The sequence below is a fragment of the Bacillus infantis genome, from assembly GCF_050107595.1.
GTDB lineage: Bacteria > Bacillota > Bacilli > Bacillales > Cytobacillaceae > Bacillus_AB > Bacillus_AB infantis_C.
The window spans coordinates 43,215-67,558 of record NZ_JBNILH010000017.1 but is presented as its reverse complement, the minus strand read 5'-3'; the positions used below and the strand labels follow the sequence as shown (position 1 = coordinate 67,558).

General features: G+C 39.2%; 22 protein-coding genes and 2 pseudogenes. 17 read left to right on the top strand and 7 right to left on the bottom strand.

From position 1 onward, the window contains the following. From ACQCVH_RS24305 to ACQCVH_RS24290, 4 genes and pseudogenes are all read left to right on the top strand, one after another. A pseudogene (locus tag ACQCVH_RS24305) lies at positions 1-480 on the top strand (transposase); the annotation flags it as partial. A 622-nt stretch (positions 481-1,102) separates the two neighbouring features. Further along, positions 1,103-1,714 carry a hypothetical protein gene (locus ACQCVH_RS24300; protein ID WP_426838225.1) on the top strand — a complete coding sequence of 204 codons (612 nt, stop codon included), beginning with the start codon at positions 1,103-1,105 and terminating at the stop codon, positions 1,712-1,714. Between the two features lie 235 nt (positions 1,715-1,949). Then, positions 1,950-2,414 (top strand): hypothetical protein, encoded by a 465-nt coding sequence (locus tag ACQCVH_RS24295; RefSeq protein ID WP_426838224.1) that lies wholly within the window; start codon positions 1,950-1,952, stop codon positions 2,412-2,414. Positions 2,415-3,056: 642 nt separating this feature from the next. Continuing rightward, complete coding sequence (locus ACQCVH_RS24290; protein ID WP_426838223.1) at positions 3,057-3,746, top strand: hypothetical protein; 690 nt, start codon at positions 3,057-3,059, stop codon at positions 3,744-3,746. A gap of 45 nt (positions 3,747-3,791) precedes the next feature. Here the strand turns inward: ACQCVH_RS24290 and ACQCVH_RS24285 are convergent, their stop codons facing one another. The 7 genes and pseudogenes from ACQCVH_RS24285 to ACQCVH_RS24255 form a co-directional block, all read right to left on the bottom strand. Beyond that, positions 3,792-4,427: a cell wall hydrolase gene (locus ACQCVH_RS24285; RefSeq protein WP_426838222.1), complete on the bottom strand. Its 636-nt coding sequence runs from the start codon at positions 4,425-4,427 to the stop codon at positions 3,792-3,794. A gap of 987 nt (positions 4,428-5,414) precedes the next feature. Further along, positions 5,415-5,876 (bottom strand): annotated as a pseudogene (locus ACQCVH_RS24280) (hypothetical protein). Positions 5,877-5,887: 11 nt separating this feature from the next. Beyond that, positions 5,888-6,904: a DUF3231 family protein gene (locus ACQCVH_RS24275; RefSeq protein WP_426838220.1), complete on the bottom strand. Its 1,017-nt coding sequence runs from the start codon at positions 6,902-6,904 to the stop codon at positions 5,888-5,890. A gap of 204 nt (positions 6,905-7,108) precedes the next feature. Next, positions 7,109-7,582 (bottom strand): hypothetical protein, encoded by a 474-nt coding sequence (locus ACQCVH_RS24270; protein WP_426838218.1) that lies wholly within the window; start codon positions 7,580-7,582, stop codon positions 7,109-7,111. Positions 7,583-8,145: 563 nt separating this feature from the next. Continuing rightward, positions 8,146-8,358, bottom strand: a complete 213-nt coding sequence (locus ACQCVH_RS24265; protein ID WP_426838217.1) for a hypothetical protein — start codon at positions 8,356-8,358, stop codon at positions 8,146-8,148. Positions 8,359-8,382: 24 nt separating this feature from the next. Next, complete coding sequence (locus tag ACQCVH_RS24260; protein ID WP_426838228.1) at positions 8,383-8,541, bottom strand: YjcZ family sporulation protein; 159 nt, start codon at positions 8,539-8,541, stop codon at positions 8,383-8,385. A gap of 187 nt (positions 8,542-8,728) precedes the next feature. Further along, a complete protein-coding gene (locus tag ACQCVH_RS24255; protein WP_426838215.1) occupies positions 8,729-9,559 on the bottom strand; it encodes a protein-glutamine gamma-glutamyltransferase in 831 nt (276 codons plus the stop codon). 403 nt (positions 9,560-9,962) lie between these two features. On the opposite strand from ACQCVH_RS24255, the gene ACQCVH_RS24250 reads away from it, so the two are divergent. From ACQCVH_RS24250 to ACQCVH_RS24190, 13 genes are all read left to right on the top strand, one after another. Then, positions 9,963-11,657, top strand: a complete 1,695-nt coding sequence (locus tag ACQCVH_RS24250) for a M3 family oligoendopeptidase (protein WP_426838213.1) — start codon at positions 9,963-9,965, stop codon at positions 11,655-11,657. A gap of 207 nt (positions 11,658-11,864) precedes the next feature. After that, positions 11,865-12,833 (top strand): tRNA dihydrouridine synthase, encoded by a 969-nt coding sequence (locus ACQCVH_RS24245; RefSeq protein ID WP_426838212.1) that lies wholly within the window; start codon positions 11,865-11,867, stop codon positions 12,831-12,833. Positions 12,834-13,019: 186 nt separating this feature from the next. Beyond that, on the top strand, positions 13,020-14,351 hold the full coding sequence (locus ACQCVH_RS24240) for an excalibur calcium-binding domain-containing protein (RefSeq protein WP_426838210.1): 1,332 nt from the start codon (positions 13,020-13,022) through the stop codon (positions 14,349-14,351). Positions 14,352-14,456: 105 nt separating this feature from the next. Continuing rightward, positions 14,457-14,924 carry a VOC family protein gene (locus ACQCVH_RS24235; protein WP_426838208.1) on the top strand — a complete coding sequence of 156 codons (468 nt, stop codon included), beginning with the start codon at positions 14,457-14,459 and terminating at the stop codon, positions 14,922-14,924. A gap of 354 nt (positions 14,925-15,278) precedes the next feature. Further along, entirely contained in the window at positions 15,279-16,253 is a 975-nt protein-coding gene (locus ACQCVH_RS24230; protein ID WP_426838206.1) for an SIS domain-containing protein, read from the top strand. A 57-nt stretch (positions 16,254-16,310) separates the two neighbouring features. Beyond that, positions 16,311-17,591: an ABC transporter substrate-binding protein gene (locus tag ACQCVH_RS24225; protein ID WP_426838205.1), complete on the top strand. Its 1,281-nt coding sequence runs from the start codon at positions 16,311-16,313 to the stop codon at positions 17,589-17,591. Between the two features lie 64 nt (positions 17,592-17,655). Further along, a complete protein-coding gene (locus ACQCVH_RS24220; protein WP_253616726.1) occupies positions 17,656-18,540 on the top strand; it encodes a carbohydrate ABC transporter permease in 885 nt (294 codons plus the stop codon). Beyond that, entirely contained in the window at positions 18,540-19,430 is an 891-nt protein-coding gene (locus ACQCVH_RS24215; RefSeq protein ID WP_426838203.1) for a carbohydrate ABC transporter permease, read from the top strand. The genes ACQCVH_RS24220 and ACQCVH_RS24215 overlap by 1 nt, the downstream gene beginning before the upstream one ends. Then, complete coding sequence (locus ACQCVH_RS24210) at positions 19,430-20,251, top strand: PfkB family carbohydrate kinase (RefSeq protein ID WP_426838201.1); 822 nt, start codon at positions 19,430-19,432, stop codon at positions 20,249-20,251. Before ACQCVH_RS24215 ends, ACQCVH_RS24210 begins: the two co-directional genes overlap by 1 nt. Before the next feature lie 65 nt (positions 20,252-20,316). Further along, positions 20,317-21,057, top strand: coding sequence for a GntR family transcriptional regulator (locus ACQCVH_RS24205; RefSeq protein ID WP_426838199.1), 741 nt, complete (start codon positions 20,317-20,319; stop codon positions 21,055-21,057). A gap of 199 nt (positions 21,058-21,256) precedes the next feature. Next, the gene (locus tag ACQCVH_RS24200; RefSeq protein ID WP_426838197.1) at positions 21,257-21,535 is read left to right on the top strand and encodes a hypothetical protein; all 279 of its coding nucleotides are present in this window, start codon (positions 21,257-21,259) and stop codon (positions 21,533-21,535) included. A 316-nt stretch (positions 21,536-21,851) separates the two neighbouring features. Next, a complete protein-coding gene (locus ACQCVH_RS24195) occupies positions 21,852-23,792 on the top strand; it encodes a BglG family transcription antiterminator (protein ID WP_426838196.1) in 1,941 nt (646 codons plus the stop codon). A 235-nt stretch (positions 23,793-24,027) separates the two neighbouring features. Further along, on the top strand, positions 24,028-24,333 hold the full coding sequence (locus ACQCVH_RS24190) for a PTS sugar transporter subunit IIB (protein WP_426838194.1): 306 nt from the start codon (positions 24,028-24,030) through the stop codon (positions 24,331-24,333). The last annotated feature ends 11 nt before the right edge of the window (positions 24,334-24,344 follow it).

Sequence of the window (24,344 nt, the reverse complement as noted above, 5' to 3'; positions counted from 1 at the left end):
GGATACAAAAATAGACGATCTGCTTGATGAAATACCAGGCGTACAACAAATGTTAGCGATAAAAGGTGTGGGCAGGGATACAATTGCCGGCTTTTTCGCGGAAGTAGGGGATTTAGGCGAATACAATCATCCTCGGCAAATTATCAAGCTGGCTGGCTTAAGCCTAAAAGAAAATACTTCCGGTAAACACAAAGGAAAAACGACCATCACAAAAAGAGGCCGAAAGAAACTCAGGGCCCTGTTATTCAGGGTCTGTATGATTCTCGTCGCCAAGAATACTGGATTTAAGTCGTTACATGCCTACTATACTCAACGTCCGGATAATCCGTTAAAGAAGATGCAGTCCCTGATTGCTTTGTGTAATAAATTGATTCGTATCTTCTTTGGCATTGGTAAAAAGCAGTTTGAATTTAGTGAAGAAAGATGTTAAAGGACATCCCTCATTTGGCATTATTAAAGCAGGCAGAATTGGCCGCTTAATTCTAGTTTGGTTTAGATAATTAGTAGTTGTGGGTTTATATTCTTGGAGACATTTGAAGCACGGATTAGTCGGCAAAGCAACTAAATTACGGGCTTGGACCCTGTGGGGCAGCATGGCTGACATCTACCTCATGGAAAGGTTGGACGAAGGAATTTGAGAGCGAAGACTCTGTGAGACATGGGAGGGTTGACCTCCATGAGTAGATGTGGACATCCACCAGTGCGGTTATATTTTTACTCAGTCACCAATTTCTGTAAGAGGTTGATTAGTGGGTTATAGCTCTTTTTTTCTCATTGTGTCCAGAAATATCCTTTCAAGTATATATACTCCAGATATAAAGGCATTTACCGTTTGGTAAACAACTATGAAATTCTAAGAAAACATGAGTAAATCGGCGTTTTAGCTTCTTTTATTGAGGGAGGTTAGTTTAACAACGAATAGGGGATCCTATCCTACATCTAAAGTTGTAGGGGAATTCAAGCTAAGGCTGGAGGTAACAATTTCATAGGAAAGTAAAATTTAATTTAAGGAGGTTATATAAGTGATCAGAGGATTATATGAAGCACATTTGCCATTAAGTAATTTAAAAAAGTCAATTGAGTTTTAATAAGAGGTGTATTTATGCTATTTCATTATCATTTTTGGACTCCAAATGTAGAAGAAACGGAAAATTTTTATGTAGATAATGGTTTTCGTATATCTCAACGTATAGGTAGATACCAAGGAGAATTTCAAGAGTTTAACCCTCCCTTAAAATGGGATGACTTTCGGGAGAAAAATATCCTTTTTCGTATTATCGAGGCAAGGAGAGGAACCATAAATATTACTTTTGGATACGGAATAAAGATAATGTTTGACCATATTGGTTTCTTTGTTTCTGAAAAAGAACAAGTGAATATATGTGAAAATGCTACTAAACTCAATTGGAAAGTTGATAAAGGGGAACGAAGAACCTTTATTGCAACACCATATAATTTTAGAATTGAGCTTCAATCTAATGAAGACGCAGTAGACTCCTTGAATGACCAGATAAAAATCAAAGAATTAAAATTGGCAACAAAAAAGGCTGGAATAGAAAGTGACCTTTTTACTTTGTTCGGAAATACCTCATATAATATTAGCTCAGAAGTTGAAGAAGTAGTTACAATCAAACAAGCAGTAGTAAAAAGTCTCGTTTCATCACCTATTGTCGACCCTAATGGCGTTGAAATTACAAGCGACCAAGGCTTTTAAAACTGAAAGTAACAGGTGCTTATGTTCCAGCCTGCTGCCAAAACAGGTAGCTTCTCTTATTTCATAAAAGGGCAGGATTGTTGAAGAAGGAATATTTTTTCTTTAAGGATGCCAGGCAGGGTTATTATGTTAGCTTCAGATCTTTGAAGGTATAAAAACCAAAAAAAATAATTTATAATGCTTCCGAGGTCCGGGGATAATAGAGGGATACCAAGTGAATGGGAGGCTTTCCCTTATGTATAAATGTAGACTTTTTGGAATGTTAATTTTATTGATATTGATTGTGAATGGGCCAACAGTAATGGCCAATGGCTCTGGTAATACAATCAATAAGTCTAAAGATCAAACTGTAAGCGAATTTTATGAACTGAATTTTGATAAAAATGATTATGAGGAATTTCCTGATGCTAAACTAAAGGTTCGAAAACTCATATTGGTAAAAGACCTAGTTAGAGTTTTTGACTCTAAAGAATGGCTCAGCTATCCTTCTGAGTGGAGAAATATGTTAAAAAGAGAGATTGGCGGGAATACAAGAGACCTGAACCCTGAACAGCAAGTGTACTATTTTTTTTCTTTAAAGGATGATGGGAAAAAGATTTATAAAAAACATGCATTGTATGATGTTAAGACAAAAAATCTTCACTTAAAAGGAAATGGGAATTGGACAAAGGAAGAGTTTAAACTGAAGTTTAAAGAATAGAGCTGCCGTTTTCTTTCGGCAGCTTTACTAATTCCATATATGGGACAGCTTCTTTTATTGAGGGAGGTTATTTAAAGAGAGGACAAAGTGGAGAAAATAGGAACCTTACTTCATAGGGATTACTAGGGAAACCATCCTTTAATGGGTCTAAAGACGATAATGGTTTTATTCACTGCAGCTTTTTTACCTGGTGTAGAAGCGCAAGTGTAGGATTATCACTTGGCCAATGTTCCTTAAGCAATCTACAGCCATCAGCCCGCAGCTGCTATATTACAGCCACGGACCAGGAACGTTCGAACACCATTGAGCACGGAAACCGTTATTCTAAAGGGGACATGGCCAAAACAACACTGGAAGCATCGCTATAGAAGCTGAATATATTTAGGGTAAGAAGGCTCAATGAATAGTGAAGAGAATAGTGGCAGCTGCTCCTTATTTGCCGATGGATTAGGGATGCAGTTGGATCTTTCCTCTAGCGTAGGATTGTAATCTGTGCCGGATCATTATTCCAATGAGGAACCAACCGGAAGTCCTATAGGATTCTAAGAAATACAATTTTATACCTTAGAAAACAGAAAAAGAACGGATAAAAAAGATATCAATTAAAAATAATAAGAAAAAATAGGTGAGGTGATAATAATTGTGAAATTACTTATCAAAATGATATTTGCCTTGTTCATTCTGGCGAACTTAATACCTTTGGAACCCTTAGCATCAGTTAATAATCCAGCCCAAAAACTTGTGGCAAGTTTATCAGAACCGAGAATAAAACTTTGGGCTACCGAAAAAGAAGGGAACTTAACCAACTTTAATCTTCAATTAGAAGAGGATACTTTATCATTTCCGAGCTGGGTTAATGTTGTAAACCCCACATATAGTCCACAACTTTACTTTAATTCCATTGAAGAGGGACAAGGTGACAATATAGTAATCATCTTGACAACTGGTTATGGAAGTGAAGTAATGATTCAGGATGTACATGTCTTACACAAAGAAAACAAAAAATTTGTAGAAAAAAAGGTAGAAGACCTTATATCATCAATAAATAAAAATGTACGTTCTACCTTAACAAAATCTGATGTCACTATTGATGTCCAAAATAAAAAGACAACAGTGAATTTAGATAAGTACGGAATCGAACCTAGCCACTTATTTTCAAAGGTTGCATTTGGAAGTGTAACCAAATATAAATTTATAAACAAGCAATTAGTTGCTATAGTTGGAGCCACTATTTCTCCAAGTGGAGGGTATATAGGCGAACTATATATTTCTTATGCGTTTAAAGACAATAAGTATCAAGTTAGCAAAATGCAGTTCGTACCTTCAAATTAAACAAAAAAGAGAGGTGACGTTAAAAAATGTCACCTCTCTTTTTTGTTAGTATCCGTATACTCTAAAAAATGTATGCCCACCTACTACATGTTTTTCCATTACTCTTATATAATTACTTGTTCCCGGGAACTTATATTCTAAGTATCCCGTTGAACCTGTTCTGCTTTGTTGACTAAATAGAGAATTAGTATTAAACCATAGACTGTCACCTATTAAATCAGAACCAGGATTAGTAGCAGCCGTCAAACTATCTAGCCATTCTGAACCAGAAGTTGAAGGGCATCTAGCATAAGAAGTAGTCATTCCGACAAAACCACCAGGAGATTTTAATACCACACTGGAAAGAGTGTTCCCGCCAAATTCAGAGATATTTTTATGCTGTCTATTCATAACTAACTGTGTAATGGCTTTCTTTCCAGAGTATGATTCCCCTCTAGCTTCTGCGTAAACCAATCTAGCCATTAAGTCCACATTAGTCAGCCCGTTAAATTCAGTCAATCCCGATTTGTCTGTCAAGCATGCTCCAGCTGCTAACGTTTTAGATGGAGCCATGATAAAGATTGAAAGTAATACACTCATACAAAGTATGGCAGAAAGAAGTTTCTTCATTTTCCCACACCCTTCTTTTTTCCTATTAAATTCTATAAAAGATTGAAAATTCCTTCTATCGAGAAGCTTCATGTTTATAAAAGCACCTCAGTTTTATTAGGATCATACAGATTAAAATTATCTTGAGTTTTAGTTTTTCTATTAAAGGGTATGATCAAAGGCTTTTGTACCAAACCCTTATTGCGGGCAGTGTCAGCTTCGTTGATAGTGCCCCAAATTTTAGTTATGTCATTTTAGATGCAGTAACTGCTAAACGAATAGTAAAGGTGGGGGGAAGTTTTAAAGAAACCAAGTAAATGTTATTCCATGGATACATAACCTTCTATGTCTTGCAGCTTTTATCTATATGAATTGGATGTTCCTCTTTATTTATTGTTTAAGTTTGTGAATAAATGTACTTAAACAAACGGGTGCTTTAGTTGAATAAGATTATACAAATGCTGTTATTAATCCTCTCCTAGGGTTGCTGAAAAATGAATACTGAAACACTTTTAGAAACCGTTCGGACATAAAAAGAACAACTGAAATCTTTATATCAGTGAGGCTGTAAGAAATTTTAATTTAACATAGGAATTGACGAACAATCAGAGCTTACTTTAAATTTACTATTATTGGTATTGGGAAATTTATTAAGTAGTTCATACCTCCTGTATGAAGCGAAATAATCTAAATCAACAAGTGATTTACAAATGGGATAGTTCTGTTAAACACACACAAAGTATAAAAACCCTGTTAATTGGAGTGCAAGGCACGTAGACTCCTGCGGGAAAGCAGCGGCAATGCTGAGACCCCGCAGCGCGCAGCGGGAGGAGGCTCAGCGTCGCCCCGCGGAAAGCGAAGTGCCTGGAACGGAAATGAACAGCCCATATTACCGCCAACCCTTGTTATATTTTCATAAATCTCAGTTGAAAAAGAAGATTATCAGGGTGAGCGCATCTTATTCTTTCACCCTATAAAAAATAAACATAATCCAAGAGGAAGATTAATGAAAGAACGTTTCTCTAAATTAAATTAAATAAGAATGCCCGTGTCTCATCTTACCAAAAGAGCTAGGCATTCTTATTTTATGAAAGCAGTAATAAATTTTTTCACAATTAATCCAATTATCACTCCTGGTATAACAAACAACATCGGTAAAAAAACAGGTCCTAACAATACACCGGAAATTTTTATATCAGTGGAATAAATTAAACCAATAGTGATAAAAAATGCAGCAGAGACAAAAGGAAGAAATAAAAAGGGAGATTGTCTCCTTCTCCATTTGCACCCTTTACTGCATCCCACATCGAAAAAAAATACAAACAGGGATAAAACATTAGCCACTTGAAATTGATTTGCTCAATAGAAGCAGCAGTATCACCATGAAAGCTTGTAATGATGGGTTCATTGAAATTTGACTGAATGTTTACAAGAAATCAAGAAAAATGAGCAGTTTGCCTTTAACATATTTTTGATTTAATAACTGCCCGAAACCTGGAAGGCTGCGGACCATAATAATTTTTCCAATACCTTCTTTTTCACTCACATCTAACCTAGTTCTTCTTTGTTTTAGCAATTTCTATTTCATCAAGGGATTGAGGGGGTTGTTCCATCCAGCCATGTTCAATAAGGAGCTCTGCACCGTCTTCTGCGTATTGAAGAGCTTCCATTAAAAGCCGTGAATATTTTGCACCTAGATCTCTTCGCCCAGATGTCCCCAAAGCTGTTCCATAATATCCAGAAGAGGCACTTATCAACAAAGAGGCCTGGAACATCATTAATTTATCAGAAAAAACAGGTGCCGTTGACTTCAGGACTTCAGAATCCCATATTGTAGGCTCAGTAATATTTTCTTCCATTAATATATGTGAAAGAATGTCTATTACTTTACCTGCAATTTGAGCTCCTTTTACCATATAATTTCTAACCTTTTGTAAGCCGGCAGTTTGTCCAAATCCCAGTAATAAAGCTTTTCCAATGCCATTTCTTTGAATATCATTATAAAGGTTCATAATTTCTGCCGCATTTATAGGACGGCGTTCACCGAACCATCCAGTTAAGTAACTTTGCTTTTGTACGAAGTCAACTTGATCAGGTATTGGAATGGCAGCCACCCTATGATAGAGCCCTTTTTCCATCAATAATTTTAAAGATTTTTTATAAAGCTCCATACACAATTCCATTGTATTTGAAAAAAGTTCAACTACATCTGAACGGGCAGAGCCAGAAAAAGCAGCACCGTAGGCAGTCATGCCATATTTAGACATATGATGAACAAAATTCAAAATGTAAACATCGGAGTATAGGGCAGGTGCATTCAAATTAACATCTTCTTTTTCATTAAAAGCAACTGGAAGCGGATGACCTTCCTTTTTATAAACGTCTGTGATCTTATGTAACACTGTCTCTGAAATTTCTATGGGAAAATCTAAAAAAGAACGGATCTCTGTGTCTTGGACAGATTCTTTAAAGTACTTTAGCATGCATAAAGACATACTATTGTTCATATAGGTTGACCACAATTGTGCAATTTCTGAAGAAGTAAGCCTGATTTTAAAATCATTGTCCATTCAATTCTCTCCTCAATTTACTTTAATGTTAAATTGCTCATCTAGAAAAAGATTTAATCAAAAAAACCGAACTAAACCGGATGATGTTTTCCCGATCATCAAAGAGATGCTGCCTTTGCAGCTCCTCGTCCAGCGAGCAAATGAAATCAGGAACCAATTTCTGGTTTTATCTGGGTTTCAAATAATAACACCAAACAAACCTCTTCATCGTTCAATATGCCCAACCTTCTCACGGATCATCTGAAATCCGTATAAAAGAAGGGATTTTACAAAAAAGAGGATAGATAATTGATATTTCTTCAAACGAACTAACGAGGCTACTCTAAGGCCTTTAAGCAGATTAACGAATTTATAGGTGAAAACCGTATCTACAGCAAGGTTCAGCAGCAGATACCACTTGAACCTGCCATAGGTTAAACGCAAGATCCAAATGGAGCCAATCAAAAATGGTCCCCAAGTTAAAGGAAAACCGCCCGGTAACTTTGGATGGATTTTAACATAATATCTCCACCATTTTCTCTTCCTGGCCAGGATACTCTCCAAAGAAACTATAATTGCCATCATAATACTTGCAGGCAAGTACCGTTTAATTGCTTTTTTCCCAAGTAAAGGAATCGTAAGCCAGGATAAAACCATCATGGCTGGCAATAATACTTTCGCAGCTTTTTGATTTTTCATATGCAACCTCCATGTCCTTCAAAAATAATATCCCTCCAAATAGGCTAAATTATAAACAGAACCATTAATCTATTTATCAAAAAAGAAGGCGAATTAACTTTTTTTCTCTATGTCCTGCAAGCGATATAATGGAAGTGGTCGTGGGGCGGAAGCTTTCTGCTTTTTGAGTATAATCGACAAAACCATGCTTACTCCATCAAACGGGGCAGGATAGTAAAGACATTATATGAGTGAATAGTAAGTCCTTAAAATAAGCGGAGATTCTCCGTCTAGGCTGCTGAATAGATCCCGGATGGGGGAAATAAGAGGAGAACTTCCGGCTAAGCGGTGGAAAGTTGTCCATTTCCCTGTTTTATAATCAATAGACGGAATTTCTCCGTCTATTTGAGCTATTTTTAGAGCTTTTTCTACATTAGGGGAAATTTCTCCGCTTATGTTTAAACCTGTCAGTGATTTCTTAATTCAGTACCTGGAAGGTCCGCTCTTTTATGGCTGGGCGGGTAAGAAAAAAATCCTCTTAAATAGCCTTTATCCCCCCATTTAGCTTATTGAACAACCGGGTGCTATTGTTCAAACCGAGCAGCCAAGCCCAGGCGATTTGTTAATCTATTTATTAAAAGAGGAGCAGCTGACACTCCAAGAATAGCAGCTCTTTGATTTAACATTTGGATAGGAAGAAAACGAAACCATTCATAGCATCTTAAATTTATGTCTTTCTTAAACAAAAATAAGGCTTGAGGAGTTCCCCAAACCCTAGGTTGTTCATTATTTCCCAATATTCTTACCTCTAAGCACTGAAGTTAGCATTTGTTATCGCAGTAAAAGCTTGCCCCCACAATGATAAGTAAAATAAACAGAACTACAATTAAGAAAAAATCGTTACGGTGACTAGGGCAGCTATAACCATAAGCAGGATATGGAGCTCCATAATCATATGCTGGAGAAGTATAGGCAGGCATTGGAGCGACATTTGGAGCAGCGTTTGGAGGAACATTTGCACCAAGAGTCGGCGGGGCGTTAAGATTTGAATACATTTTTATACCTCCCTCGAGTAATGAATTTCTCTATATAGTACTCTCGAAGGTGAGTTTGGAGCCCGTCTATAAAAAAATGGGCGAATGTCTGGGATTTTGATATGTCCGGCTATTAGATTGAATAATAGAGATAGTGTACATATGAAATAGAGCTTTGGTTATGATGCACGATTGGTCGCTGGGGTTTGTATGCTGCGCTGTTCCTTTGCCAGCCTGCAGCTCTTAATAAATACTTAAAAGAAGGCCTTGTCACCAATTTTGTTATATATGCTGATTGCTGACTGTCCGGTTTTCTCGTCTCATTAAGGAGCCGAATCATTTCTTCTGATGTCCTTATATTAAATCCGTGTCCAAACAGCCTGCCATCCTCAAGGAGCACAGCATTAACACCCCTGAAATGTGGTGTTTTTCGATCAAAGTCTGGATTATTTACGTACAGGACATCTCCAGGTATAAAATGATCAGAGTAAAAGGTGATGATGCCAAGGTCTGTATCTGTATGCCAGCTGTAAAGATAAAGATTCTGAAACAGTGAATTAAACCCTTTGCTGCCGATACTATTCAATATGGCATGGTAATAGATGATGGGAATTGCTGTCGCGCATTCAAATGCATAGTATGAACCGTTCCGATAAATATCTATAATTGCATCAGCCGGCCGCACATCTGGCCTTAAAAGGAATCCGCCTGCTCTTGTTAATTGCCAGTACCTGGGATTGCAGCGGGCATATTCAAAGCTTGTAAACACAGCCTGACTTTTGTCCATTTCTTTCGCGCTTTGAATAATGTTCTTTCGCACTGTAAGTTCAAAAAGTAATTCATACTCGGAATTATAAGAATACAAAACTGGTGCAGTCTGCATCTGCTGCATGGTCGTTTTCTCAACACTTCCAAGCTGCCCATTTTCTTGGTTTTGAAAAGGTCCCCCTGATACTTGGATCATACAATCCCCCATTCCTCTTTCGCTTTTCATTTGCACTCATATCTATCGTATTCTCTTATTTATGAATCATGTTAAAATGTGCCAAGGGGTCAGGTCCCTTGGCTCAACAAACAAATCCGCTAATGTAAATAAAAATGAAGAAGGTACAGCTAATTATGCTTATCCTATTTAAATTCTGCCCGTTGAAGGTTATAAAGAGCAAATAATTAAAAACAATGGAAAAGTACTCGTTTAATCTGGGATGGTTTAAATACAGCTTCCTTCGCACTCTTGATAGTTTAAAACCAAACAGCGATATTATATTTCGAAAAACGAAATTTTTCTCTAAAACTAAAAGGAATTTGTCTCATTCTGCCGAAATATGTACTTATGATATTTTTAATACATAAGGAGGATCCTTTTCATGAACTTTAATGACTACCCATACACAAGACCAAATATCGAAGAGGTGGAAGAGAATTTCAATCAATTATTAGAGAAGTTTCAATCTGCCGAATCCTTTGAAGTTCAGAACGCCATAATGAAAGAAATCAATGAGCTGCGTTCTGAGTTTGACAGCATGAGACAGATTGTGCAAATCCGTCAGACGATTGATACAACGGATGAGTTTTATAAGAAAGAAAAGGATTTTTTCAATGAAGCGGGGCCAGCCTACAAGGGTCTTATCACAAAATTTTATAAGGCCCTTACAGGTTCTAAATTCCGCTCTCAGCTGGAAGAAAAGTGGGGTAAGCAGCTATTCTTATTGGCGGACAGCCAATTAAAGACATTCTCTCCTGATGTGCTGAAGGAAATGCAGGAAGAAAACAAGCTGGTTAGTGAGTATGTTGACCTGCTTGCTTCCGCTAAGATTCCATTTGATGGAGAAGTAAAAAATCTTGCTCAGTTAGTTCCTTACCACCAGTCACCTGACCGCAGCATCAGGATGGAATCCAATGAAGCGAAGTACAGCTTTTTCGTTGAGCATGCTGATCAATTGGATGATTTATACGACAAGCTTGTAAAAGTGCGTACTCGTATTGCCAAGAAGCTGGGTTTCTCTTCTTTTACAGAGTTAGCTTATGCCAGGCTTTCCCGAACGGATTATGATGCTGAAATGGTAGCAAAGTTCCGTGATCAAGTGAAAGAGTATATCGTTCCATTAGCGACCAAACTAAAACAAAGGCAGCAGGAACGTATTGGCGTCGATACATTCAGGTATTACGATGACAGCTTCAGCTTTAAGACAGGAAATCCTGATCCTAAGGGAGATGCAGAGTGGATTGTCGATCAGGCGAAGAAAATGTATGAGGAAATGTCACCGGAAACGAATGAGTTTTACACTTATATGGTGGAAAACAACCTGATGGACCTGTTAAGCAAAGCAGGTAAGGCCGGCGGAGGATACTGCACTTATATCCCTCAACACAAGTCACCATATATATTTGCAAACTTTAATGGGACAAAAGGGGATGTTAAAGTATTAAAGCATGAAGTTGGGCATGCGTTCCAGGTATTTGAAAGCCGTGGATTTGAAGTGCCTGAGTACGGGTTTCCAACTCTCGAAGCGTGTGAAATCCACTCGATGAGCATGGAATTCTTCGCTTGGCCATGGATGGACCTTTTCTTTGGGGAAGATACGGATAAGTACAAATTCTCTCATTTAAGTGAAGCGGTTCTGTTTATTCCTTATGGTGTAGCAGTCGATGAATTTCAGCATTTTGTGTATGCTAACCCGGAAGCAACTCCAGCCCAGCGCAAGCAGGCCTGGAGAGAAGTCGAGAAGAAGTACTTGCCGCATCGCGATTATGAAGGCAATGACTTCCTGGAAAATGGCGGCTTCTGGCAGCAGCAGGGACATATTTACAAAGTTCCTTTCTATTATATTGATTACACACTGGCTCAAATCTGCGCTCTGCAATTCTGGAAGCGTACGCAGGAAAATACCGAAGAAGCCTGGAAGGATTACCTGCACTTAAGTAAGCTGGGCGGAAGCCAATCGTTCACAGAACTTGTCAAAGAAGCGAATTTAATTTCACCATTTGAAGAAGGCTGTGTGAAATCAGTGATTGATGAGATTGAGGCTTATTTGAATACAGTTGATGATAAGGCACTTTAAAAAGTATTAATTGGGGGATTGGCCAATTTATGGGGCCAATCTCCTTTTTTGCTGCTTCTAATTGTAGTTTATAATATTCTAAATTTACTTTAGTTTGATATAAACTGTCACTCGTGCTATAAGTGTATATGGAGCAAAAACTTTTGCCTAAGTTCTGGGATGAAAGTATGATAGAATTTCCCATGATGAAAGGATTTGATTTTCAACATGACTAACAATTTCTGGCGTGAATTGCCACGGCCATTTTATATACTTGCACCAATGGAAGATGTGACGGATGTTGTGTTCCGCCATGTCGTGAGCGAAGCCGCGCGGCCTGATGTGTTTTTTACAGAGTTTACGAATACGGAAAGCTATTGCCACCCGGAGGGAAACCAGAGTGTGCGCGGGCGTTTGACTTTTACCGAAGATGAACAGCCGATGGTTGCCCATATATGGGGAGACAAGCCTGAGTTTTTCCGGCAGACGAGTATTGGTGTGGCGGAGCAGGGTTTTCGCGGCATTGATATCAATATGGGATGCCCTGTCCCAAATGTGGCCCAGAGAGGAAAGGGCAGCGGCCTGATTCTCCGTCCTGATGTGGCTGCAGATATCGTGCAGGCAGCTAAAGCCGGCGGATTGCCTGTCAGTGTGAAGACTAGGCTTGGCTATACTGAAGTAGATGAGTGGCAGGACTGGCTCACACACATTCTGGAACAGGATATCGCTAATCTTTCTATCCATCTTCGTACCAGAAAGGAAATGAGTGAGGTAGATGCTCATTGGGAGCTGATTCCTGAAATCAAGAAGCTTCGTGACCGTGTGGCGCCGGATACACTGCTGACCATTAACGGTGACATACTTGACCGTCAAGCCGGCCAGCAGCTGGTTGATCAATATGGTGTCGATGGTGTGATGATTGGCCGCGGTATTTTTAAGAATCCATTTGCTTTTGAAAAAGAGCAGAAAGATCATACACCTAATGAACTGCTTGATCTCTTAAGGCTGCATCTTGATCTGCATGACAAATACTCTAAAGAACTGGAAGCACGTCCGTTCAGGGCTCTTCACCGCTTTTTCAAGATTTATGTGAAAGGATTCAGAGGTGCGGGTGAATTAAGGAATAAACTGATGAACACGGATTCCACAGATGATGTACGTGCAATGATAGATAACTTTGAGGGTACGATAGAGTGATTTGATTAAAGACTTCAACTATATGTTGAGGTCTTTTTTCTTTGTGCCTCAATCCCATATATACCAATCATTACCTCATCTTTTATCCTCACTCCAATGATATATTCTGCAAATAATATGCTACCATACTCAAGGGTATTATTGCTCATAACAACTAGAGATATAACACAGGGGGAAACATCAAAAATGGACAAGTGGATTGGGAACCATCCGACCGTGTCGCAGAAGGCGCTTAAAGCGAAGTATAAGAATATGCTTGAGGAGAATAAGTGGGCATTTCTGGGTGAATATGAAAAAATATTAAAGATTATTCAGGGTGAGTTAAGTAAAGAGAAGCAAGGTATCCTGGCACTTACTGATAGACGCGTGATATTAATCTCACAATCTGATAATAGTTCGCATCCTTATTCTTCTATACATAGCATCCGTATGAAGCAGGATGAAAAAAATAAACATGAATGGAAGCTGAGCTTTTATTCGCGCATAGGTTTTGTTGCTGTAGATAAGATTTCGAAGAATGATGACTTTGATGAATTTTTCTATATTCTCAACCAAAAGGTTCAAAATCCGGAGCGCAGTGTTAGAACAACAGTGACACATGACTTCAATTGCTTTTTGCATGCAGATAGGTTAGAAGAATTAAAGAAGCAAGGTGTGGTCCTTACACCTTTTTTGCAGAAGAGGGATAATCAGGGAATTAAGTTAAATGGTCTGCGGCTGCTGAAAGAGAAGCACCCGCATGCTCTATTTATAGTCCAGGGTAATTGCGTTAAAGAGCAGACAGAAGGCAATTTTATTGTTGTTGATGATGCAGTGTATCTTTATCAATATGATGATAAAGACCGGATCGCAGCCCTTCTATACAGCTGGGCTTTTAGGGCTTTTAATGGAAGTACGATCGATTATTTTGCTCTTAAAACGGTTGTTGCCTTTGATGGCGGAGAGCTGACTTTCAATTCCAAAGGAAAAGAGTTTGCTGAACTGCTCAATGGAAAAGGTGCCTTTTTCACGGTTCAAAAAAGGAAGTGGCATCAGAAAATACTCGGTTTTCGGAGCGGTAAGCTCTGGAAGAAGGGCATAGCCTCTCTTTCTTATCTTCTCATTTTAACTTTAGGTCTGACGATGATTTTTTGGGAAGCAGAGGCTGATGATAAGACACCTTCTGCCCAGCAAAGTGTGAAGGTAAATGCTGAATCTGATAAAGCTGCGGCTGAATCAGAAGAAAAAGCCCGTTTAGCTGCTGAACAAAAGAAGAAGGAAGAAGAAGCTGCACGACTGGCTGCAGAGAAAAAAGCGAAAGAAGTAGAAGCTGCCCGTATTGCAGCTGAACAAAAGAAACAGGAAGCAGCCCGTCTTGCAGCGGAGCAAAAGAAAAAAGAAGAAGCTGCAGCAGCCAGAGTGTTTTATAAAAATTGCTCTGCTGTAAAAGCTGCAGGTGCAGACCCAATCAGGACCGGTGATCCCGGATATTCAAGAAAACTGGACCGTGACGGTGATGGAGTAGCCTGTGAATGGTAAAGAGTGATTTTATCGGTCTATTGTTGTAGTGGATTTTCATTAATTTGCTGGAGCCATTCAATATCTTTATCTCCTATGATTAAAGCATCAGGAAGGAAGAGGTATATGAAGAATGCTGGATTATATGAAACACATGTAAGCACAAAAAACTTAAGCAATGCTGTTCAATTTTATCAGGAGCTGCAATTGGAATTGGCTTATACGGTGGAAGAAAGAAGGGCTGCCTTCTTTTGGCTGGGGGATCCATCCAGGAAAGAACAAATGCTGGGCATCTGGGAAGTGCCTGAAGACAGGTTCACACCTTCTCACTTCGCATTCTCAGTGTCATTGAATGACCTGTTAGAGGTGCCTGCTTATCTGGCCCGAAAAGGGATAGAGCTTTCTCCATCATTTGGATTAGATGCGAGCGAACCTATTGTTCATCCTTGGATGCCTGCTGCCAGTTTTTATTTTAAGGATTTGGATGGAAATTCATTGGAATATATAGCTGTATTAGATCAGGAACCGAAGCAGGATCTTCCTGCTTTGCATCTTAGTAAATGGATAGAACTTAATAATAGTTTGGTTAGGTAATCGGTGCCTGTCCCTCCCGATCAGCTTTTAGAAGAAAAATGAAATAAACTCTCATGACGTGGTGTCTGCAACTTCCCGTTTTTGTCGGCTTTGACAAAAGGGAGGAGGCAGGCATCTTTTTTTACAGCCAAAGACAAACTGAATGAAATTCTATAATAATGATTTTAAGCTTGTCGTATTTTGTATATTAAAATTTACAGAAAATTTTAAATATACAGTTGACGTATAACATCATATGACGTACTATAATTATCAATATGATGTTATGAGACATCATAAAACTACGGAGGTGCTAGTATGACACAATCAGTTTCTAAATCGCCAATCACAAACAATAGGAAGGAGGGAGGTGCAATGAAACAGGAGCATACTAATCAAATCCAGATGGCCATTGAAGCCATTGAGAACAAAAATATTCAGAATGTATTTTTCGTAGCCTGCGGCGGATCGATGGCGTCTCTATCTTTTGGAGATTATTTCATCACAAAAGATACGGGGAAACCGAGCTTTGTTTATACTTCTAATGAATTTGTCCATTTAAATCCTAAAGCACTAAATGAAAACAGCCTGGTTATCCTGCGCTCGCATTCAGGCACTACGCCAGAAACAGTTAAAGCAGCTACATATGCCCGGGGTAAAGGAGCTCTAACTGTCGCCATCTCGATGGATGTTGAATCTCCGCTCTGCAAAGAAGCAGAATATGTCCTTCACTACAATTACAAAGATGGATCAGATGCCATGGACGGTGAAATCGGTATTTATTACACATTCATTTTCAAGCTGTTAAAGATTTTTACTGGTGATGAAAAGTATGATAGAGGAATTGAACAGTTAAGGAATCTGGGAGATTTAATTGAGAAGAATCAGGAGCAGTTTAGAGAAGCGGCTTTTGAATTCGGGAAACGCAATAAGAGGGAGAAGACCATTTATACGATGGCAAGCGGCGCTTATATCCACCATGCCTATTCCTTCACTAGCTGCCTCCTGATGGAGATGCTATGGATCAATTCAAATGCTATTCATTCCGGAGAGTATTTCCATGGCCCATTTGAGATTACAGACTTTGATGTGCCATTCCTGCTGATTGCAGGAGAAGGCCCAAGCAGGCCATTAGATGAGCGGGCATTGGACTTCGTAAAAAAGTACAGTGAGAAAGTAGAAGTGGTGGATGCTTCTAAGTTCGATTACAGCGGAGTGGATGAAGATTTAAAAGAGTACTTTGGCCCAGCCTTAACAGGTCCCGTCATGAGGCTTTATGCTGATGGCCTGGCAGAACATACAGGGCATCCTCTTTCAGTAAGAAGATACATGTGGAAGATGGAGTATTAATTCTATTGGAATTGGTGTAAAATCTTTAAAAATAACTATATCAATGAGGGCGATCATATGAAAAAAATGTTCAGCATTCTTTTAGTCGGCATTATCGCGGCTGGCATTATGGCAGGATGTAACTCATCTGTTGACTCAGGCTCAAAATCGAATGGCGATGATGTAGTTATTGATTTTTTCCACCGTTGGCCAAATGAACCAAGAAAATCATTCTATGATCAAAAAATCAAAGAATTTGAGGAATCGCATCCTGGTGTCACTATAAATGTAGATTCTGTCTTGAATGATTCTTATAAAGAAAAGATACGGGTTTTAGTATCCAATGATGGCCTTCCGGATATTTTCTCCTCCTGGTCAGACTCTTTCGCTGAAAATCTGGTAAGTTCCGGCAGGATTAAAGAACTTAATGACATCATTAATGAAGATAAAGAGTGGAGCGGCAGTATACTGGAATCACAATATGCCGGATTTACTTTTGATGACAGCACATACGGCATTCCTTTCACGGTAGATGGAAAAGCCTTCTTCTACAATAAGGAGATCTTTGAGAAAAATAATATTAAGGTTCCAAAAACATACGATGAACTGGTCGATGTTTTAGAGCAATTAAAGTCTGCGGGTTATGAAACGCCTGTTGTCGAAGGGCTGACGAATGCCTGGGCTATCTCACACTACTTGGGTACCATTTTTGATAGAGTAGTAGATCCTGAAGTGCGGGAGGCAGACTATAATCTGGAAAGTGATACACCATACACAGATGAAGGATATATCCGCGGTTTAGAAATATTCCAGGAGCTGACTGGTTTTATGGGAGATGTATCTACCGCTATTGACCATGAAGCTGCCAGAAATATGTTTGCTGCTGGAGAAGTGCCAATTCTGTATATGCAATTTGCTGAAGTAGGATTGGTCCAGGAGATTGGCGATGTAGAAATTGGGTTTTTCAACTTTCCAGAAGTAACGGATGGAGCAGGTCGTGCGGACTCCCTGACCGGTGCGCCTGAAGGGTGGATGCTTAGTAAGGATGCTCCTAAAGAAGCTGTAGAGTTCCTGAAATTCCTGACTTCCGAGGAAACAGCCCAGGAATTTACGAAAACTGATGGCCAGCTGAATGCTGTAAAGAATGGCGTGACAGAGGAGAATACAAGTCCTACCAGCTATGAAGCCTATCAAATTGTGTTAGATGCAGCATCTACAGCACCATGGTTTGACAATGCAGTTGATATTACGATTGCCGACATCTTTATGCGCGGCGGCCAGGAACTGGCTACGAAACAAAAAACGCCGGAAGATATTATGAAAGAGGTTCAAAAAGAAGCAGCGAAAAAGAGCGAGTAACAGAGGTGGGCCCTGACATTCGGGTGTCGGGGCTTTCTAATTATCGGGAAAGCGGGTGATAAGTATGAAATTAAGAAAAATGTCTTTGACGCCAATTCTCTTTCTTTTGCCAACCGTCCTATTTTTGGGCATTTTCATCTACATACCACTCATTCAGAATTTTTATAACAGCTTCTTCGATTTTAACGTATTTTCAGATTCAAAATCCTATGTAGGCATGAGTAATATAAAGCAATTATTTGAAGATGAAGTAATCGGGATCGCATTATGGAACAATGTGAAATACGGAGTTATTTCTGTGATTTTTCAAATATTCTTTGCCTTAATCCTGGCAAGTATTCTGGAAGATAAGCTGTTTCGCAGAGTCGCTCCAGCCCTCAGGATCATCTACTTTATCCCTGTAATGATTTCCATCTCTGTCATCGCCCTTTTGTTCGGCTTTGTATATAATCCGCAAATTGGATTGTTAAACAGCTTCCTGGAGTTAATTGGACTCGGCGATCTGGCAAAACCCTGGCTTGGCAATTCAACAACGGCAATCTATAGTGTTATTGCCATGTCCCAATGGCAGAGTATCGGTTTAATAACAATGCTTTTCATTGTTGCCATTCAAAAGATCCCTAATGAATTGTATGAGGCATCCCATATAGATGGCGCAGGAAAAATCCGTCAGTTTTTTCATATTACTCTTCCCCAAGTTAAGGAAACGATGTTTGTCAATCTGCTGATCACAGTCACCGGTTCCATCCTGGTTTTTAATGAGCCCTATATCCTGACCAATGGGGGTCCCGGCAACAGCTCGATGACATTGGCTGTTCATATGTATCAGAATGGCTTCTTTAAAGACAATATGGGCTATGCTTCTTCGATAGCCACAACCATGTTTCTGCTGTCGGCTATCTTTGCCTTAGTCCAGATCAAAGTGTCTAAAACAGGAAAGGAAGATTGATGATGAAAATAGAAAATCTTCAAACCAAAGAGTTAACTTTCCCGGCGGTAAAAAGAAGGCAGCTGACTCGTAAAACACGTCTATCCAGAAATTTAGTCTTCCTTGGATTAATCATTTTCGCCATCATGATCCTCTACCCGCTTTTTTGGATGGTGATCTCTTCATTTAAAAGCTATAAGGAGATTTATTCAAATGTTTGGACGCTCCCCAGTGAATGGCATTTTGAAAATTATGCACTGGCCTGGGAAAAAGGCATCCAAAATTATTTTCTGAACAGTGCTTATGTTACTGGCTTTTCAATCCTGCTCACAGTCCTGGCAGGTACCATGGCAGCCTTTGTCCTGGCCAGGTACCGCAGCCGCTGGATAGATGCAGCTCTTTTATTCATCATTGGCGGATTGATGATGAATCCACAGGTGGCTCTCATTCCATTATTTGAGATTTTATCGCTTTTTAATTTAATCGATACAAGGTGGGCTTTAATCCTGACATATGTCGCATATCGATTGCCTCTTACCATCATACTGATCCGCGCTTTCTTCATAACTGTGCCTCATGAGCTGTCAGAGTCTGCCCTGATCGATGGCTGCAGTGAGTTTGGAATCTATTGGAGAATATACTTGCCGCTATCTATTCCGATTGTGATAACCTCAGTGATTATTAACGCCTTTTATGCTTGGAATGAGTTCTTGTTTGCAACAGTATTTATTAATTCCAGCGAACTGAAAACGATTCCATCAGGATTAATGGTCTTCAGGGATGCACTGCGAACGGATTGGGGTGTCCTGTTATCAGGAATGGTTATTGCCTCAGTCCCAATGGTTCTATTATTGATTGCTCTCCAAAAATATTTAGTACGAGGTCTTGCAGAAGGCTCGGTGAAAGGATAATGACGATGAAATTAATTGCTGTGGGTGACAATGTTGTAGACTGCTATTTGGACCGGAAGGAATATTTTCCTGGCGGCAATTGTGTGAATGTCGCTGTAAATGCCAAGCGAAACGGTGCAAGCTGTGTCGGCTATATTGGGATTTTTGCTACAGATGAGCCTGCAGAACATATCAAAAATGCATTGCAGCAAGAGGGTGTCGAGTTCCAGTTTTCCAGGGATGCTATCGGCATCACAGGACAGCCCAAAGTCGCGCTTACCGAGGGCAATGATCGGGTATTTGTAGGAGGACCTAAAGACACTGTGCAGCACCGGTTTAAAATCCAGCTGATCCCGGAGGAAATTGAGTATATTAAACAATTTGATGTTTGCCATGTGAGCTGCTATTCATCTATGGAAAGCGAACTGGCCAAGATTGCTAAAGAGGTTAAAGTGGCGTATGATTTTTCGAACCGAAAAGATCTGGAATATATTTCATCGATTGCCCCGCATATCACTTATGCCTTTTTCTCAGCTGCGGAATTATCTGAAGCAGAACTTAATGATTTTATTGCAGGCCTTGCACCGTTTGGTTTTGAGGTTATAGGTCTGACGCGGGGAGGAGAGCCGGCGGTATTCGTCCAACAAGAGAATATTTACAGGCAGAAGCTGAGGAAAATCAATGTTGTCGATACAATGGGGGCAGGAGACAGCTTGATTGCAGGCTTTCTAACTGAATATGTTAAGAGCGGCGATATAGAAAAGGCTCTTGAAAAAGGAACCCTTTCTGCTGAAAAGACATGCCAGGAATATGGGGGTTTTGGGTATCCAGCAGAAATGTGATTGATTTTATTTACGAGGGGATTCATGTATAATTATTGTAAAATTAAGATATTGAGGCGTTGACAATGGAAAAAGACAATCTAAATCGAGATCAGCTTTATTTATACGAAGAGATCATGACCGGACTCATGCACTATATTAAAAGCAATGGACTAAAAGAGGGAGATCGAATCCCCACCGAGAAAGAATTGGGAGATTTATTCAAAGCCAGCCGCATATCTATCAGGCGCGCCATCAAGGAATTAGTTGACGAAGGTACTCTTACAATTGTCAGAGGCAAAGGGACTTTTGTAAGTGCCCCAAGAAAAGAAATTCATCTATTGGACCTGCAGGGTTTTACCGAAGGATTAACAACCGAAAATGACACGATAACGAAAGATATCATTTCCATCCAGAAAATCAAAAGCAATCCGGATTTAGACAAAATTTTTAACAGCCGTTATAAGGAGTATATTGAACTTGTACGAAAAGTCTACCGCAATGACCAGGCGCTAAGCGTAGATTATGCCTATTTGCCTGTTGATCTTTATCCAGGCATCGAAGAAAAAATAACGCCCGAAAGTTCTACTTTTGCTATTATTCATGATGAGTATGCTGTTAAGTTTAAAAGAGTCCGTAAAAACCTGGAATTTGTCTATCCAGACGAAGAATTGCAAACACACTTAAAAGTGAATAATTTCAATTTACTTGTCCTGGTGGATAAAGTGATTTATGGTGAACAAGATTTACCTGTCCATTATTCAAAGTACTATTTGATTGCTGAACGTGTACAGCTGAGATTAGAGCACATAATTAGCCCGGAATGATCAAAGAGGTTCTGTTGGGAACAGATCATAACTATGATCATTACGAAAGTTTATTCCGAACACTTAAAATTTCATAAAACAAAGCCTTGTTGAACACCTGCTTTCTGAGTACAGCAGACTGACCAATAAATAATCCCTTTGAAATAAACCGTTTCTGGGAGTTTTGGGCATAGAACTTCTTCAGGGGGAGATGAAATAAATGGAGTTTGAAATAGAACAGTACAATATCTTAAAATCATCCGGGTTTAATGGATTTGAGATCAATTTTGAAGTAGACGGCCAGGCTTTTTTATTTATGCTGGGATATAATAGCCATCCATTTACTCTTGGTGTAAAACATCAATTTAAAATTAAAGGCAATTGCCCACTCTGCGGAAAAGTCGTTTATCCTTCGCCTATTGGGCAGCAGCCTTGTACATATTTTACTTATAATAAGCAACAGGAATTATTGGAGTATTTTGCTCTGTTTTTGCCATAACAATAAAGATACCCCAATTATTACTACAAAATAGGGAGACTGCTTTTGCAGCTTCCTATTTTTTTCTGGGTTCAAAAGCGTTAAGTTTATATTTTTCCCAATATTTTTTCGGAAAGTGCCCAAATTGTACTATTTTCTATTAGAATGGTAGTAACATATTAATATCAGATAATTTAGACAACTAAACCTTTTTACAAAACAAGTGTTCCTGGAGACTGGAAATAGGAATTTTAAACAGTTTTTGCTTATAACAACAGTTCTTGAGAAGGATTACACAATAAAAGATATAAAACACTGGGGCGGGGGGAAGATTAGAATGCTGAATGCCCGAATGAGCAGTATTCTAAAAGCTTTAATTGAGACAGAAGATGTAATTACAAGCGAATACTTGGCGAATATTATACAGGTTACTTCCCGTACGATCAGGAATACGATTAAAGAGTTAAATATGGTGCTTGCTAAAAATGGCGCTGAAATTAAATCGGTCCGCGGAACAGGATATAAATTAGAAGTTGTGGATGATAGTTCGTTTAACCATTTATTGGCTCAATTTACAGGAGAGTTTTCTTTAATTAGCGGTCATATACCAAACCTTCCAGAGGATCGTGTTCAGTTTCTGATCAAGCGGCTCCTTTTTGCTGAAAAATATGTAAAACTGGATGACCTGGCTGAAGAATTATTTATCAGCAAATCATCTATTCAAAATGATTTAAGAGAGGCCAAAAGGATTTTACAGCAGTATGGCATAGCAGTTGAGAAACGGCCGAATTATGGTCTCAAATTAAGGGGAGATGAAGTTAAACTGCGGTTTTGTATGTCCCAGTATATATACAATCGGGAAAGAACGGTTCTTGATATGTCTGAAAGCCGCCTATCCATTCTTCCAAAAGAGGAAGTGCAGCTGATCCGAAATATTATTCTTGATCAAGTCCGGAAAAACCAAATATCACTTTCCGACATGGGCCTGAATAACTTGATCACTCATATTGCCATTGCATGCTGCAGGATACGAAGTGAAAAATATGTCATGATATTTCCGAAGGACATGCATGAAATAACAAACCAAAAGGAGTATATGGTAGCTGCAGAAATAATCCAGGGAATAAACAAGCATCTTTGTGTAGAGTTTCCGGAATCAGAAATTGCTTATATAGCCATTCATTTAATGGGAATCAGAATGATTGCTCATTTAAATTTAGATGAAACAGAAATACGCAGCTTTGTTGATGAGGAAGTCTTTAATCTGGCTAAAAAGATACTGAGTATGATTGAACAGAAGCTAAAGCTGGGGATTAAAAGTGATAAGGAATTGTTTGTTAGCATGTGTTTGCATCTAAAGCCGGCATTAAATCGTTTCCGGTTCGGCATGAACATCCGGAACCCGATGCTGGATGCGATAAAATCTAACTATCCGGTGGCCTTTCAGGCAGGCGTCCTGGCCGGAATTTGCATAAAAGAAGAACTTGGATACCAAATAGGTGAAAGCGAGGTCGCCTATCTGGCTCTTCACTTTGGAGCGGCGATGGAGAGAGTCAAGGCAAACCATTCAGTTAAACGCTGTCTGATTGTCTGCGCATCAGGAGTAGGGAGCGCAAGGCTTTTATACCATAAACTTGAGGCCCAATTTGGTTCCAGGCTGGATCTGGCAGGCACGACCGAATATTATAATATAAATGAGATTCCGCTGGACACGATTGATTTTATTGTCAGTACTGTTCCCATTACCTGTGAACTCCCCGTCCCGGTCATTCAGGTAAACACAATACTTGGGGGGACTGATTTATTAAAGATTGAAAAAGTATTGGAAGATCATACCGAACAGTCTTTTGCTTATACAAGAAAAGAGCTGGTTTTCCTTCAGAAGGAATTTGAAACAAAGGAAGAAGTATTAGAGTTTTTAGCAAATGAGTTAACAGATTTAGGCTTGACTGATGAACACTTTTTGCCTGCTGTTTTGGAAAGGGAGGAGATTTCACCCACCTGCTTTGGAAATCTGGTTGCCATACCCCATCCAGTCATGCCGCGGACTGATGAGACCTTCTGGGCGATATGCACACTCCAGAAGCCTGTCGACTGGGATGATAAGCGGGTCCAATTTGTTTGTTTGCTATGTGTTAGAAAAAACAGTAAAGAAGACCTGGTCAATATGTACAAGCTCCTTATAGAAGTGGTAGAGGACAATACTCTGGTACAGCAATTATTAAAGTGTAGAACCTATAAAGAGTTTAAATCTGTTTTTCTGCGCAAAAAAAAATAAATAAAGTTCCGCCATGCTATTTAATTTCGCATGGTGTTTTTATTTTGCAAACAAGAGAACTGACTAAAGAGACCCCGCTCACAAAGTTACAACATATAAGAAACTAAAAGTGTCTGAATTATCCAATAAAATTTTTCCGGTGCCCAACGGAAAAAGTGTATGTGTAGATGGAAACGTTTTCAATTTATCATTAAGGTACGAGCAAGGTGATTCTACTTAAAAAAGGGGTGATAAAGTGAACATATTGCTGTGCTGCTCAGCCGGGATGTCAACAAGTCTGCTTGTTACAAAGATGGAGAAAAGTGCAAGAGAACAAGGTAAAGAATATACAATTTGGGCCGTTTCAATTGATGCGGTGCACCATCATATTGACAGGGCGGATGTTCTGCTTCTGGGGCCTCAAGTGCGTTTTATGCTTCCTCAATTGAAGAAGCAGGGTGAAGAAAAAAAGATCCCGGTTGACGTAATTAATATCGTTCACTATGGCACATGCAATGGTACCGAAGTATTAAGCTTTGCAGAAAAATTAGCAAATAAATAGGGGGAGTGAGT